This is a genomic window from Acidovorax sp., assembly GCF_027492855.1.
Lineage (GTDB): Bacteria > Pseudomonadota > Gammaproteobacteria > Burkholderiales > Burkholderiaceae_C > Acidovorax.
In genome coordinates, this window is sequence record NZ_JAPUDY010000046.1 from 23,072 (window position 1) to 38,451 (window position 15,380).

The window sequence follows — 15,380 nt, forward strand, 5'->3', positions numbered from 1 at the left end:
TTTTTAGACTCGAGGTTCGCCAGTTAAGGACGGCTGGCATGTCATTTCTTCTTAGGCTGATGTTCATAAGAAATTTGAACTTGTGGCACGTAGTTGATTTGAAATTGGCTCAATTTGAGTTGCACAGCAACCTACGCGTTACTGCACGAAATTTGACATGAGAGGGACTTGCGAAAGCATGAACTATTTGAAAAACTCTGGTGATCTGACATCACATCTAGGTGGCATGCTATCTCCTCCAAACCCTGTACGGCGCATCCCGATCTCGACTCGTAGCATCACGGGCAATGTTGATGGCCAAGGATTCGAATCCGCGCTGGAGCGAGATTTGCTGATGCAACTGGCATGGGACGAAGATGTCGCATGGTTCGTTACTCAGCCGGTAAAGATCCCCTACGAATTTCCTCGCAAGAGGCCCCGAAGTTACACCCCCGATGTTCTGGTTGAATTTGATTCAGCCCTTCGAAATGGTCGAACGCCACTTCTTTGCGAAGTGAAATACCGCTCAGAATTGGCCAAGAACTGGAAAGAGCTCAAGCGCAAATTCCGGGCTGCACAGGCCTACTGCCGCGAGAGAAACTGGCGATTTGTGATTCTTGATGAACGATCTATTCGCTCGATAAAACTCAGCAACATTCAGTTTCTTTGGCGATATCGAGGGGCGCCGTATGACAAAGATCTGGCTATTGCGCTGCTTCAGATTCTGCAGCTCTCAGGTGGGATGACCATGCAAGCGTGCGTCGATGCCGCATGCTCAGCCTCAGTCGATCTGAAAAGAGATCAGGCGATCTGGACTTTTTGGGTACTAGCGGCCGATCGGAAGACTGAGTTCGACATAGACACGCCGATAGGGATAAATACGTTGTTTCACATCCGTTCGGTGTCCGATAAAAATGCGTGACCAATACATTCTCCCGGGCACCAAGGTGGTTTTTTCCGATGAAGTGTTCGAGGTGGAAGACTATGTTGACCTAGACAGAGTAGTAGTCGCAAACAATGCTGGCGTCCTGTCTGTGAAACGCATATCGCAGTTGGAAGCGTTGACGAGTGAGCGTAGTCAGATACGTCCGGTGGATCTTGAAAAAGTAGAGCCTGAGGCGTGGAATACCGCGTTTGAAATCTATCGGCACATCAAGCACTTGGTAGAGCTGCCTAAGACACAAAGGACTCTCGCTGAAGTCAAAAAATCAGCAGCGATTTTGGGAAAGCATTCCTCTACGGTCTATCGCTGGATCGCTGTCTACGAAGAAACTAGACGTGTATCTGCGCTGCTGAGAAAAAAGAGAGCTGACGCAGGTGTATCTCGATTGGCAGAGGGCGTGCGGGTGGTTCTGAATGAGTGTGTTGAGACGCACTATCTCACTGAAAATAGAAAATCTATTGCCAGTGTCGCACTGGAGGTTCGAAGGGCCTGTACGAAGGCGGGGCTACCTCCACCCAATGCGTCTACTGTGCGGGCCGCAGTCCAGCGGTTGGATCCGGCCTTGGTCGAGACAAAGCGATTCTCAAAAAAGAAGTCTTTGGAAAAATACGAGCCTTCTCGAGGAAGTTTCCCAAACGCAGACTTTCCCATGGCTGTCGTGCAGATTGATCACACGCCCATGGATGTCATCATTGTTGATGATATTCATCGAAAGCCAATCGGAAGGGCTTATTTGACGATCGCCATCGACGTGAATACCAAGATGGTTCCTGGGTTTGTTATCTCAATCGATGCGCCGGGTACCTTCGCAACAGGAACATGCATCGCGATGTCGATTCTTCCGAAGGATGATTGGCTGCTCGAAAGGAAGATTCCAGAAAAGTATTCTTGGCCATGCCGGGGAATGATGCGAACGATCCACACGGACAATGCCAAGGAGTTCAAGGGCGAGATGCTAAGACTTGCCAGTCAGGAGTATGGGTTTATCGCGGAGCGTCGTCCCAAGGGGCAGCCTCAGTATGGAGGGGGTGTTGAGCGGGCTTTCCGCACATTTATGAAGAAGGTCCACGAAGAGCTTCCAGGTACCACGTTTTCAAATGTGCAGGATAAGGTGGACTATGACTCCGATGGCAATGCCGTGATGACCCTTGCTGCGCTGGAGCGATGGTTCACGATCTATCTACTCGGCGTCTACCATGAGACCGAGCACAAAGGTAACCAGGGTGAGTCGCCCGCCTACGCGTGGCGTAAGGCGCATTTGGAGGGAACTGACGGAGTGCCTCCACTGGGTGTTCCGCCGCCCATGTCTGTGGAGCAAAGAGAGCGACTGAGACTTGATTTCCTACCGTGCTTTGAGGCCACGGTTCAGCAGTATGGGGTCCGATACTGGAGCATCGACTGGTACTCACACCGTATCCAGCGCTTCATCCGGGAAAAGGGATCTGATGGCAAGGCGCGCAAGTTCATATGTCGCTACGACCCGAGAAATCTCAGCAAGATCTGGCTCTATGACGATAGGACGCGTGAGTACATTGAACTGCCTTTTCGAGTTACATCACGGCTTCCCATCTCTTTGTGGGAAGTGAAGCTTGCAAAGAGAGACCTGCGAAAGGATGGGCGCCCACCGACCAATGAAGCGCTTATTTTTGAAGCTATCGACTACATGCGTGAATTGGTCAAAGAAGAGTCCCAGAAAACGAAATCTGCACGCAGACACCAACAGCGCCAAAGGGAATGGGAGAAGGCAGGTAAAACTACCGAGAAGAAACCTGTGCCGCCCTCCCCTCCTCAGCCAGTTCCTCAAGAGGAGTCGTTGCCGGATTCCGTTGATCTGCTTGACGGTATTCGGGAGGCATAGTGGCCGCTGACCGTTTACTTGCACCTCGTGCGCGCGAGCTGTTAGTTGCTGATGTTGAGACACGAATTGCGCACATCAAGAAGCCGGCTTTCGTCCCATATGGAAACGCGGAGGCCATCCTCCAAGCCATGGAGGACTTGCGGCAGCACCCAGAAACGAATCGTCCGCCAAATTTGCTGATCGTTGGTCGATCAAACAATGGGAAGACCGACATACTGAAGGAGTTCAAGCGCAGGCACCCGGTCAATGAGCGACCGTCGGGCGACACGACTCATGCTCCCGTCATCTTCATTCAGGCTCCCCCTTCTCCAGATGACAAACTCTTTCTTGACCGGGCGCTGCGAGTGTTCAACATCTTGCCTCGACGGAGCGCAACTGATGGCGAGAAGTTGGGACTGTTCATTGACCAGTTAAGGGCGAGTGGCACTCGCGTCATGATCATCGACGAGTTGCATTCGATCCTTGCGGGACCAGTCCACAGGCAGCGCGTGATGCTCAACACCTTCAAGTTCATCAGTAACGATGCAAGGGTCTCTGTGGTGGCTGCAGGTACTGCCGCGGCGAGAGATGCATTTGCCACTGAACCCGAACTCATGACGCGATTCGAAGAACGTGCCTTGCCGCTATGGAATCCCGTGGATCAGGAGTACAAGCGCCTCTTGATGAGATTCGAAGCGACTTTGCCGTTAAAGGAAGCCTCTCAGCTCACTCAGAGTCAGGTTGCCAATGCAATTTATGGGCTGTCCGGTGGGACCATTGGTGGCATTGCTCGTGCAGTAAAGGAGGCAGCGATCAATGCACTGATGGCGGGGCAAGAAGCGATGTCCTTGGAGATCTTCGATGCCATCCAGGCCAAGAGGTCTGCCCAAAAGGCGCAAAGTGAGCGAATCTGACCAGTCTGAGTTGTGGCCAAACCATTTCAAGCCGCTACCTGGCGAATTGCTCAGTAGCTGGCTGGTCAGGTTGGCGCATGCTCATGGCTATAAGTCCGAGCAGCTTTGCAGCATGCTGCTTGGGCGGGGCAAGGCTATGTGGAATCGTGACGTGGATCGGTCTCCTTCCAGAGAGCTGTGCTTCAGTCTGATGAGGGTAGCGGCGGTGACCAAAACACAAATCCATGATGCGACGCTGACTGCCTATGAGGGCGACATCAGCGAGCGAGTTAATCCGAATGGCAGTTCACGCTGGATTGTCCCCTTGAGCATCTTCCACAGAAAACGGCGATCCCCTGGATTGATGTACTGCCCCCTTTGTTTGGCGAAGGATGGCGCACCCCACTATCGGAAGCAATGGCGGCTGTCCTTCGTAACGGTATGTCCAGAGCACCAAGTCGAGCTGCTAGACTGCTGTGACGCATGCCTTTCTCCAATAGCCCCGCATCGCGTTGATTTTGGGCGGGACGGGTACGCGCCACGCAAGAGTATTTTTGTCCTTTGTGCATGTTGCGGCCGAGATCTGCGAAAGGCAGTTCCACAACGAGCCAATCCAAATCTTGTCGCCTGGACGGCTCGCCTTCAGCATGCAGCTGAGACAGGATTTCTTTCGTGGGGCCCGCATTCCTGCTTGCATTCCATTTTGTTCTTCGATGGACTCCGATCTGTGGTGGCTGCAATTCTCTCAAGAGCTGCTGGTACTCCTGGAGATTTTGATCGTTCTGCTTTGTCAGTCCGTCGAAACGCGATGACGGAGATGGCAATCATGCTGGGCCCTGACGAGGTGACGAAAGCGGTCGCCTATGCTCGGTTCCATGGCATGAGATTCAGTGATGTCGCAGGCACACATGTCCCCAGGCCGTTCTGGCTAGAGACCACTTTTGAATCTTTGAAGCCTGCTCAGCAGCCGTATCACTCGGCTGAGGAACTCAAGGCCATGTCTGCGGAGTTAGATCGCCGATATGGACGGGTCTCTGCAAAGCTGGCAAAGCATGTATTCGGTGCGAATTGTCCACACGGTCAGCTACCTGCATATTTCCATCAACAGGTTTCGGACAGCGCCTATGAATTATTGATGGTTTCGTTGGACCACGCGATTGGCGGGGCGTTCGACGAGCGCAAGCGCATGGCACTTTTACAGGACAAGCTCTCTTTTGCAATGATGAGAGTGCTGGGTGTGTCTGCCGCAGATCTTGCAAGCATGCAGATTGCGCAAGCTCGGAAACTGCTACCTCGCCCACGAAGATGTAGACATCCCGGGTTTAGGCCGGTGCCCAACTCGCCCGAAGAACTGCGCCATCACTTGTGGTGGCATATAGAGACGGTTCGGCCCAGGATTCCAGGCGCTGATTCATCTCCCTTTCTTTTCTTGTCGAGTTATACCGGAACATCAATTGGAGACACCGGAATTGGCATGCGTTTTCAAAGCGCTGTGAGGCGCGCGTATCTGACGTCAGCTATCTCCAGCATGTCCGCCTTCCGTCGTGTTCCGGTCTTCTCTGCTGTCTGAACCTCCCAGAGTGACTATCGTCACCATTGACCCGCTATCCCTGAAGAGTATGAAAAATGACATTCACCGCCTTGACCAACTGGACCGGCGTGACGGTTCCCTTGTGAGGATCGATTGGATTGGAGATGTCGTTGGCCACAGGCACAAGTTTGTTCGGGTAGTGACCTCGCGTTGGAATGGAGTGCGGAGATGGAGCGGTGCCTCAGTGTTGGATGCGGTGGAGACTGTGGAGATTCCTGTTGGGTACTTGCGCCTCCTGTGTGTCGGTGACCTATGGGAAGGGGGGATCAAGACAGCATCTCAAGTTGCACACAGTGCTAAGTTTTCCGATCTCGCTATCGACTCTTTCACGGCGGAAATTCTTCCTTGCGGAGCGCAGGCGACTCAGGGAGTAGGTGACGCCCCTTACCTCCTGCCATTTGGGAGCTTTGATGGGCATCGGGAGCACACCACATCGTTCGTTGTTCGAGTGCGGGTGGACGCATCGACATCGATCGTAGTGCCATCCATGGAACTCACGCGGTTCTACTTTGGTGCAGCGGGGAGCTTGCTGAAGGCCATTTTTTCGGGCGCCCTCGCAAAGAGAGAACTGGTACTGGGTAGCCGGATCAATAGCGCAGGAGTTGCAAACATCATCATTCCTGCGCGCATGCACTACACAGCGGCGCCAGCGATTGCTCGGATTGCATTTGACGGTGTTGCCGAGGCGGCCCTAAACATGCTGATTCAGTCCGGTGTCAGTGCTAGTGTGGACGGTCGGCCCTGGTATCCGAAGATGGGGTTTCCGATTCGAGGGAAGACAAGCCTCAGCGCAAAAGGCCTCTGGATTGAGGAAGGTGGGCATAGAACCTTCTTGGTGTTCAAGCTGCTCTCATGTGCGCATCCGCTGCCATTTCGCAAGCTTTTCTACAGCGTCGGACGTTCAGAAGGTGAGGATGCCGCTCCTCCGAAGCCAAGAGTACAGCGCATGATTCCCAAGAGGCAGCCTCAGGTGCCTACGACTGTTTCTTTGTCAAAACGGCCCGTCTTCGGAAGACAACAGTTCACGCTGCTTGCCGGTGTAGATGAAGTGGAGCCCTTTCCAGATTTGACGGGGAAACCATTGGTCCGTGCGGGAGATGTTGAGGTCGCAGGCTACAGCTGCGCCGCAGCTACAGGGAAACCATCAGCTCTCTCGGCCGGTGGCGATGTTGGGGCGGCTATTGCGGGAGTGGATGTGGTTTCCGCCAGGCAGCAAAGCGCCGATGATGGAGCTGTACCTGATTTGCTGTGGTGCATGGACGCTACTCTCCGGGAATTGCGTCCAGATATTCGGCCACTGCTGTTTGGCGACGGTCGGCGTATGCGCCGACTCTGGCTTCCAGAAAAGGCATCAGGAGACAACGGCGGCGGATGGGGTTGGGTTGCTTTGCTGGAGCATGAAGCTGCGATTCGTTTTGCAACCCCAACGCTTGTTCTCATCAATGTGGAAGACCCGCGAACCAAGGTGAGCAAGGAATTCCTCGCGATCTTCGTGCACTGCCGGGAGCCTCTGGCCGTGCTGGACATCGCACATAGCTTTCTCCGTGACTTCGACTGGGGCGTCAGCGAGCCTAACGGAACGGAGCCATATTGTGTAGTCGCACTCTCTTCGGAGGAGGTCGAAAGTCTTATCGGTCGAGATGGGCCTTATGAGGTCACGAGGGCAATTGCCGCCCGTTGCTGAATGACTGGGCAGGACTGGTTTAACCACCGCTCTGTGCAGGTGGTTAAATCGCCCAAGCGGTTCTATGAACACTGGGCATCAGTGACGGCCGCGAAGGCCAAGGCTGGCCCGGATTTTCCGCCGTGGGCACCAGCCTGGATTGTGTAAATCCCTCACTCCGTTGCGTCATGATGGATCGAGTATGCGTGGGAAGATGCGTCGTAGACTAGTCAGAAAATTTGGATACTTCGCGCCGAGCTGCATTCGCAGCCTGACCGGGGCATGATGCAACTGCGGTCCAGAGATGGGCCGCTATGGGGGAGGATGGATGACGTTTCATGTGCCTGAGGCGCACGTCGGCCTGTTCGAAGAAGTCGAGCGGCGCTTTCGGCTATTGCTGTCCAAGAACATCGTCACCGGCATCAGGGAGACCCAGTTCGACATGTGGCTCTCCAACCTGCTGACCGAGGAAGACCAATACCTGGGAGCGCGGCTTTTGGAAAACCTGACCTTCCGCTCCGAGCAGATGGTCGGCAGCGCAATCGACCATATTCTGCAGTGCATCCTGCCTTGTGAGCTGCGCCGCCTAGGTGTGTCAATCTCCAGCGTCGACGAGTTCATCGCTTCGCTGGAACGCGGCGGCAAAGGCCACGCCGTGCGCTTCGTCGAGATCGACGACCCCAAGGGCGAGAAGCCCGGCAAGAGTGGCGCCGTGCTGATGCGCGAGCTGCACCGCCTTGGCGGCGTCAGCACATCGCTGACCTGCTTGTCCAGCGCTATTGCCAAGCAGCCTGTCAACGTGAAATGCCTGGTCTTCATCGACGATATGCTTGGCACAGGCACCCAGATGGAGACCTACTCGACCGTCCACCAGCTAAAGGGGATTTCGCAGAAGCACCACCTGATCTACTGCCCGCTGGCTGCCTTCGAGTCGGGGTTGGAGCACTTGGCGAAGGAATGCCCCTGGATGCAGGTCTGCCCGGTCGAGGTGTTCGGTGAGTCGCACCGCTTCTTCAGGAGCGACCCCAAGCAGCCGCTGATGTGGGCCATCGACAAGGCCAACACTGTGACTGACGTGCGCGCCCACATGGAAAGCCTCTGCCAGCGGGGCGGCATCCGCTCGCCCGCCGCCTTTGCCCTGGAGTTGCTGGTGGGTTTCCACCATGCGACGCCGAACAACACTTTGCCGATCATGCACGTGTCCTCGCCCACGTGGCACAACCTTCTGACCCGCTGAATCCAAGATGACTGCGATCGCCGATCCTTTCCTGAATAACCGGGCGGACTACCTATCGCCCGCCTCGTTGTTCTCACAGTTCATCGTTCCACCGTTTTTCCAGCGAATTAACATTTTTGCTGGCCAAGGCTCGGTGCGCATCCTGGGTGGTCGCGGCTGCGGCAAGACGATGTTCATCCGCTACTTCAGCCACGGCTCCTCGTTCGACACGAATCGCGATGACATTCCCGAATCTGAGCTTAAGACCGTTGGGCTCTACCTGCGCCCCGACACTGGTTTCTGTGGCCTCATGATTCCTGAATGGTTGGGACTGCACCAGGCCAAGCTGGCGTTCTCCCACTATGTGGCGCTCAACCTGCTGAAAGACGCCTGCCAATCGCTGGCTTCGATCGGATCGGCGCGGTTTGCCGATGGCCCGATCGCCGTTGGCGACCCCTTGCTCAGCCCGGCTCTCGCCAAGCAGCTCGGATTGACGGACCGGCACATCAGCGCGTTGGAGGCTGAGCTTGACCTCAAGCTCGTGGAGCTGGAGGTCTGGGTCAGCAACCCCAAACACAGCCCGGTTCCGTCCTTCGTCTCTTTCGCATCCGTGCTGCCGCGATTCGCCCAGGACGTGGCTGCGTCTTCCCCTCAGCTCGCTGAATTTGCCTTCCGCGCCTTCATCGACGAGTTCGAGAACCTGCAGAGCGAGCACCGCGAGGTGGTGTGCGACGCGATCAAGCACCCCAGCCCTCGTCTAGTCGTGCATATCGCGCACAAGAAGCAGGCTGTGGTCGACTTCAAGACCAGTAGCGAGGAGCGCGTCGTTGAAGGCCATGACCTGCGCACCATCGACCTAGAAGAAGAGCTGTCCAGGGAAGGCGAGTTCGAGTTGCTCGCCGCCGAGCTGTTCCTGCTGCGAGTGACCCAGGGCGGGGGACAGTTTGATTGCCCGTTGTTCCAGCCCGCCCTACTGCACGATCAGCGCCACCTTGCACACCGGCTGTCCAAGCCCTACCGCGACCAGGTGCTGCGTTGCGTCCGTGAAATCCTGCCCAGCCCCAGCGCGGCCAGCATCTCGCGTGAGGTCATCGAGGACCCGCCGCTACGGCGCCGGTTGCGTGAGATGATCCAGAAGGGGCTGGTGCTGCAGGGGCTAGACAAGAAGGTAAACCCCGACGATCTCATCAGCTCAGCACACCCCCAGGCAAGTATCGTTATGGGAGCTCTATTAAACCGGCGCAGCCAGATCGACAAGGACCTGCTGTCCCAATACCACGCAGCTGTAGCCAACCCCAGCGACAGCGACCCTTTCTTCAAGGTCGGCGGCTGGATTGACAACAACCTTCATGGCTGCCTCTTCCACCTCTACGCGGGTCTTCCGCGCCGGCCGAACATCAACTACGCTGGGTTTGACCGGTTCTGCATGATGGCCGACCCTAACCTGCGCTTTTTCCAGGCGCTGTGTCATGCCACGCTTTCGATTGCCTACAAGCGTCAGAGCGGCAATGAGGTCTCGGGGCAACTCAGGGTCGACGTTGCGATCCAGGCGAGTGCGGCCAAGCAGGTGTCAGACAAGCTGTTCCAGGACATCCTGCAACTCGGCTCCCATGGCGGCAAGCTGCTGGAGATCACGGGGCGGCTCGGCCGCATCTTCGAGGCGTTCAATCGCCGACGCAGCCAGAGCGAGCCGGAGGTCAACCACTTCTCCATCGACAACGCTGACCGGGCCAATCTGTCTAGCCAAGCCGAGCTATTACTCCGAGAAGCCAAGATCTGGTCAGTGCTCTACGAGGCCAAAGACACCAAGAATAAGGCGGACTACGACATCGCCCAGACCGACTTGATCCTGAACCCGATCTACGCCCCCCACTTCAGCATCAGCTATCGCAAGCGCCGCAAGGTCACCCTGCGCGCGCCACACGCCGACATTCTGCTGTGCCAGTCCACGGCCCAGTACGAGGTTGTGCTCAAGCAGCTTGTCGACCCGGCCGACCAAGATCCCGCCGGCGACGATCCCATGACCCTGTTCTGAGGCTGTCGCATGAAATTCGTCAGGCAGGATGTGGTGAGCGAGCTGGAGGCCGGCCAGGTCGGCAAGTTCGACGTCGGCTTCTATGGGCGAGACGATCTGGACGACCGTAGCCGACATTCAGCGGCGCTGACGCGCGCGGCTGCCCAGAAAAGCTATAGGGTGCGCTACGACCCCTCCAAGTTCACCTTGACGGTGGGCGATGAAATATTCCGCGTCGACGACCTCGAGGACCTGTTCCGCAAGTTCCGCGCACGGTCACTCGTGATCGACGCGACGACTATGGAATTCCCCGAGATCCTCTATGTGCTGAGCGCCTACCGCATGCAGCATGATCGCCCTCGATGCGGCTTCTTTTATGTCGAGCCCGAGGGCTACAAGCAGCGCGCGCCGAACATGTCGGTGGTGCCAGGAAACGCCTTCGACCTCAGCGAGAAGTTCCTGGGCAATCTGCAACTGCCGCCTTTCACTCGGCTGCTCAGCAGCTCTAACAAAGCCCACCTAGTGGCCTTCCTGGGCTTCGAGGGCGATCGCCTCATGCGCCTGCTCGATGCCGACGACGGCTATTTCTATGAAAAGGTGAGTATCGTGTTCGGCGTACCACCGTTCCAACCGAGCTGGGACCTGCACGCGCTGATGGCCAACTCCAGCCTGCTTGAGCGCCAGAACACAACGGTGCTTTATTGCGGGGCTAACAACCCGCGTGCCGCCTACATGCTGCTCAAGGAGGCCCACGCCGGTATGGCGTCGGGTCGCACCAACCGCCTCTTCGTTGCCCCCTTTGGCACCAAGCCCATGGCCTTGGGCGCGGTCCTGTTCCGGTTGGATCACGACATTCTGTCGCCGATCTTCGACCATCCGGTGCGCAAGCCAGACCGCACCTTCGGCGTTCATCGCCGCCACTGGTACGAAATCGACTCGCTCTGAACACTCGCCTACGGACGGGCCGGAACGGGCATTTCCATCAGCGACGCGACGGTAATGTGCTTAGCGCATGAGCCCTTGGCTGCGGCCCGACGCCAGTTGGTGCCCGCTTCGCTCAGCACCCAGTCCGCCACCTGGGCGTGGTGGCGCGTCGGCACGCGCAGCCGGTACACGGCCTCGGTGTAGTGCCGCTGGCCCTTGACGACCAAGGCCTGGCGGTCCATGACGCGGGTGCCGACGCGCGGTAGCAGGATGTCGCTGGCCGTCGCCGACTGGAAGCCGTGATCGGGGCCGTGAGCAAAGCGCACCTCGGTACCTTGCTGGGGAAAGTCTGAGGTGTGGAAGGACTCTATGCCCAAGTCCTCGAACTGTGCGCGCGTGCGGCTGCCGCGCACCACCGTTGCGCCCAACTCCTCCAGCGTGCGGCAGCCAGACTGACTGCGCAGGGCTACGCTGAGCGCCTGGAACTCGTGAAACGCAAAGTCCAATCGTTGAATCGCCTGCTCAGAACTGATCCACCTCTCGGCCACCACGTCGAGGTCTTCACCGGCCATCTTGCCCAGGCGAACGCTCTTGAGACGGGTTGCACCAAAACGCGCCACCAGCAGGAAAGACTGCACCTCCGCCTTTTTGTCGAAGACGTCCACAGGCAGCTCGTAGCACTCGACTTCACTTGCTGCGAGCATTAGCGCTTGGCGGAATGCCTTAAGCCTGACGTCCTCCGCGATGGGGGCGCCAACGATGAACGCAGCTTCTCCTGGTCGTTTCAGTCGTGCGAGTGATTCAAGAACGAAGTACAGGTCCAATTGCACCCAATCCACAATCTGCGGGATTCCAGGGCAGAGCTCGGCAATTCGCGACTGAGCGTTGCGGCTCAGGGCCTGCATGCCGTAAGGGGGGTTGCCAGTAACCCGGGAAAACTGTTGCTCGCCCAGGAGCCCTGCAAGACCGGCGGGCGAAAGCACATCGCCCTGGACAAAGGTGGCGCGAATATCTCTTGGGCTGCCTCGCAGTAGCCGTTCGTCCAGTTCGACGCCCACAAAAGAGCTCGGTTTGCACGTGTCTAGGCAGGCCTGGGCAATCCGGCCGTTGCCCGAACCAAGTTCCAACCAAGCGTCCCCCTGACCTGACAGCAAACCCACCAGCCGGCGCGCGAGCGTCGGTGGGGTCAAGACCTGCGCGCGTCGGGTCTTGTTGGATCGGGTTAGGCGGTAGCGCATGTGTGCCGTTTTGGTTTAGGCCGGTAGGCTGGCCCTTGAGCCCTTATCTCATGAACGCTATGATATGCAGATATGCCAAGAATAGCAACCCAACCAGGCATCGAAGTCGTGCAAGCTCGCACGCTTCTGGCAGCCTATCTGGCGCACCCTGGTAACACTGAAATGGGGCTATCTAGAGTATCTGGTGTACCGCAGTACACAATTTCGAAATTTCTGAATGGCCGAATCAAATCGTTGACTCCTCACGTTCAGCTCGCTCTAAGATATGCAGATATTGGCATAAGTTCGGGTATCAGCAAGCTGACCGCCGACCCACGGATACAAAGAGCGCTGGGGAGCGCCTGGGACGGAACGGATCAGGGCGTGACATTGTTGGCCAGCGCGATTGACGCGCTGGCTCCTGTCATTCGGGGCGCCCGCCCCAAATGATCACCAGGCAAAGACGACTCCAGGCTGTGAGCTGCCGGTCGCGCATACAGCGTCGAAGGATTGCCACTGCTGTTAGTGGTAATTTTCAAGGTTGGTGGACTGGTGACCGATTGGTCACTGTGGGGGATTTCGTGATTTCAGGCGATGAAAGCCTTGTCTGGACGCTTCAGAACCGACATGACACGTTTATGGATTGGGTGCCTAGCCCTGAGCGAGTAGCAGGGCTTTCAGGACGTCGGCCGGAGTGATCCCAAGATCGCAGGCTACCTCTCCATCAAGTATCTGAGCAGCCACGTCCGCCGCACGCTTTCCAGTCAGTGCTTTGGCTGCGGAGACCCGTGAGCCGTTTCCGATGCACGATGCGCGAGGGTTTCGAGCCGCCGTTTTCATGGCGTCGATCAGTATTGTGGGAGTGTCTGTAGGGTTGTGAACGCCGGCGGCAAGCATGACGCTCGAGTAGCCCATCATTTTCTGTCGCTCAGCTTCGAGCTTGAGAGCTGCGACCACGGTGTACGGCAGATAGCCGGTCAGTGCGGCTCCATGTTGAGGCCCAAACGGAGCGATCACACTCCTGGAGCGGCAAGCGTGCTCTTCGAGACCCGAAAGGGCAGCAGAGCGGGATTGCTTTGTACCACGTCTTTCTCAAAATCCTCGCGCGAGTAGCTCCGGGGATAGTAGGAAAAGCTCTTCAGCCTGAAGTAGGCATCGGCGTCCATGAAGCGTCGTGAGAGCTCGAGACTGGCCGCCTCTGCTGCCTGCCCGTCGAGTTCATGGCTGAGGTGCATTGCGGAAATGCCGCTGGCATGCGCGCTTGCCGGATCTACGGGTGTGGCGCCGTGAATGGACCATTCTTTCAAAAGGATATCGGCTGTTTTGGGCGGGCCATACGCCACCACCGGTCCCACGGAAACGCCTGCGATCGAGTCCTTGTGAGCGTCTAGAAAAGAACGCGTTTCCTCTAGCGTCTTGCTCGTCTCGCCGGCGTACAGCAGGACGTTGACCTTGGCGGCGATGCCGTAGTCTCGGCATGCCGCGAGCAAGGTAGATGCCCTTTGCAGATAGCGGTCAGGATGGTTGGTCTTGCGCATGGCAAGGATCTGCGTCGGCGATGCGGTCTCGAGCCCGAGATCGAGCACCCGCATGCCGGCCTCGGCAAGGCTTGCGATCGTCTCAGGCGTAAGTGCGTCGACCCGGCTTTCCGTGCGCCACTGGATGTTGAGGCCAGCTGTCTGGACTGCCTTGGCCAGCCCACTGCCCCAATTCTGGTTCGGGGCGAACATAGAAGACTGGAGATAGGGGCGGATCTCGCCGCCAGCATATTGACCTGCGACGGTGCTGAGAGCTTCGGCGATGCGATCGGCGCCCCGCATTTTCTCCAGGGGCATGTCGCGTTCTTCGCAGAAGGCGCAACCCATACCGCAGCCGCGAGAGGCTTCAATGCTGGGCTGGTACTGTTCGTAGCCTGACACCAGTCGGTGATTAAGCACGAAGTCTGGTGTCGGCGCGGACATGCGCATCACGATGGGGGCTTCGGTCAGCAAGCTGGCGATGAGCGGCTCACCCAACCCGCTGATGAATGTATTTGCTTCGGGTAATTTTGCTTTTAGCCACTCTGGGTCCGGTCCCACAACCCAGCGTCCTCCCACGATGATGTTGACCAGCGGATCGAGGCGTCGCACCAAGCTGCAGAAGGTCTGTGCCCAGGGTAGCGCATAGAAGCTTGGGATAGACAGCATCACGGGCAAGCGAGACGGAAAAACACCCTCCTCTTGCAGTGTGTCCAGCACCTCTGCAGGCGGGCTGTGTTCGCCATGAACCAGCACAGTCTGCGTTCCCCGGCGATCCAGAATCGTCGCCAGGGACAATGCGCCGTAATTAAGATAAAGCTGTCGTCTTGCGAGCGTGTGATCACGCTTCTTGGGAGACAACATGCCGGCTGATACGAATACGACAGTATTGGAGCGGGTCATCAAAACTCTGGGGTTCGCGCGGGTCGAACTAGAAAGGCTGTACGTGCCATTTATAAGTGTTGAGGGTGTTGATGGAAGTGGCAAAACGGAGCAGGTCCGCAGACTCGTCGAGCACCTCAGGAGTGCTGGTCTAAAGGTACTACAAACGAAAGAGCCTGATGGCGGACACTTGGGCGCCGAAGTGCGATCAATGCTGACTCGGCCAGACCGTGTACTCGATGCGGCAGAGCAGCTTCTTTTGATCAGCGCGGCACGATTTGACCATGTTCGCAGCGTTATCCGCCCAGCGTTGGAGCAGGGTCAATGGGTTGTCTCAGATCGTTTCATCGACTCGACGTACGCGTTCCAGGTTGCGGTCTCCGAGCGGAGTCTGCACGCGATGTTCCGGTCTGTCGGCGAGGTTGTTGTCGGATCGACATATCCCGAGCTGACCATCATTCTCGATTTGCCGCCCAAGGTTGCGCATTGCCGGCGCGCGTTGCGCAGCGACGGTGTCGAGGATCCCGCTGAGGCAACCCGAGACTTCGCAGCGATCCGCAACGGCTTGTTGGGACTCGCGCAGGAGGATCCTGAACGCTGCCGACTCATTAACGCGGACCAGCCCGTAGATGCGGTCGCCAAGGACATCTGGAGTCTGGTGGAGCCGTTGCTATGACAAGCCCTCGCAACAACATGTCCAGCGA

General features: G+C 57.3%; 11 protein-coding genes and 1 pseudogene. 10 read left to right on the forward strand and 2 right to left on the reverse strand.

All coding sequences use genetic code 11. The features are described from left to right. Positions 1-178 precede the first annotated feature (178 nt). The 9 genes and pseudogenes from Q0105_RS08520 (at position 179) to Q0105_RS08555 (ending at position 11,081) form a co-directional block, all read left to right on the forward strand. Positions 179-901 (forward strand): TnsA endonuclease N-terminal domain-containing protein, encoded by a 723-nt coding sequence (locus Q0105_RS08520; protein WP_298210744.1) that lies wholly within the window; start codon positions 179-181, stop codon positions 899-901. Beyond that, on the forward strand, positions 894-2,780 hold the full coding sequence (locus Q0105_RS08525; RefSeq protein WP_298210745.1) for a Mu transposase C-terminal domain-containing protein: 1,887 nt from the start codon (positions 894-896) through the stop codon (positions 2,778-2,780). Before Q0105_RS08520 ends, Q0105_RS08525 begins: the two co-directional genes overlap by 8 nt. Beyond that, positions 2,780-3,673: a TniB family NTP-binding protein gene (locus tag Q0105_RS08530; protein ID WP_298210747.1), complete on the forward strand. Its 894-nt coding sequence runs from the start codon at positions 2,780-2,782 to the stop codon at positions 3,671-3,673. The genes Q0105_RS08525 and Q0105_RS08530 overlap by 1 nt, the downstream gene beginning before the upstream one ends. After that, positions 3,621-4,106: pseudogene (locus tag Q0105_RS21560) on the forward strand (TniQ family protein); the annotation flags it as partial. The gene Q0105_RS08530 and the pseudogene Q0105_RS21560, both read left to right, overlap by 53 nt. 237 nt (positions 4,107-4,343) lie before the next feature. Further along, positions 4,344-5,222: a hypothetical protein gene (locus Q0105_RS08535; RefSeq protein ID WP_298210749.1), complete on the forward strand. Its 879-nt coding sequence runs from the start codon at positions 4,344-4,346 to the stop codon at positions 5,220-5,222. A gap of 10 nt (positions 5,223-5,232) precedes the next feature. After that, positions 5,233-6,927, forward strand: a complete 1,695-nt coding sequence (locus tag Q0105_RS08540; RefSeq protein ID WP_298210751.1) for a hypothetical protein — start codon at positions 5,233-5,235, stop codon at positions 6,925-6,927. 307 nt (positions 6,928-7,234) lie between these two features. After that, complete coding sequence (locus Q0105_RS08545; RefSeq protein WP_298210753.1) at positions 7,235-8,143, forward strand: hypothetical protein; 909 nt, start codon at positions 7,235-7,237, stop codon at positions 8,141-8,143. 7 nt (positions 8,144-8,150) lie between these two features. Continuing rightward, positions 8,151-10,157 (forward strand): hypothetical protein, encoded by a 2,007-nt coding sequence (locus Q0105_RS08550; RefSeq protein WP_298210755.1) that lies wholly within the window; start codon positions 8,151-8,153, stop codon positions 10,155-10,157. Positions 10,158-10,166: 9 nt separating this feature from the next. After that, on the forward strand, positions 10,167-11,081 hold the full coding sequence (locus Q0105_RS08555) for a hypothetical protein (protein ID WP_298210757.1): 915 nt from the start codon (positions 10,167-10,169) through the stop codon (positions 11,079-11,081). A gap of 8 nt (positions 11,082-11,089) precedes the next feature. Here the strand turns inward: Q0105_RS08555 and Q0105_RS08560 are convergent, their stop codons facing one another. Together Q0105_RS08560 and Q0105_RS08565 are read right to left on the reverse strand one after the other, a co-directional pair. Further along, positions 11,090-12,298: a hypothetical protein gene (locus Q0105_RS08560; RefSeq protein WP_298210759.1), complete on the reverse strand. Its 1,209-nt coding sequence runs from the start codon at positions 12,296-12,298 to the stop codon at positions 11,090-11,092. A gap of 992 nt (positions 12,299-13,290) precedes the next feature. After that, a complete protein-coding gene (locus Q0105_RS08565; RefSeq protein ID WP_298210762.1) occupies positions 13,291-14,697 on the reverse strand; it encodes a radical SAM protein in 1,407 nt (468 codons plus the stop codon). Here Q0105_RS08565 and tmk point away from each other — a divergent pair. After that, positions 14,657-15,352 (forward strand): dTMP kinase, encoded by a 696-nt coding sequence (gene tmk / locus Q0105_RS08570; protein WP_298210764.1) that lies wholly within the window; start codon positions 14,657-14,659, stop codon positions 15,350-15,352. The genes Q0105_RS08565 and tmk overlap by 41 nt on opposite strands. Positions 15,353-15,380 lie beyond the last annotated feature (28 nt).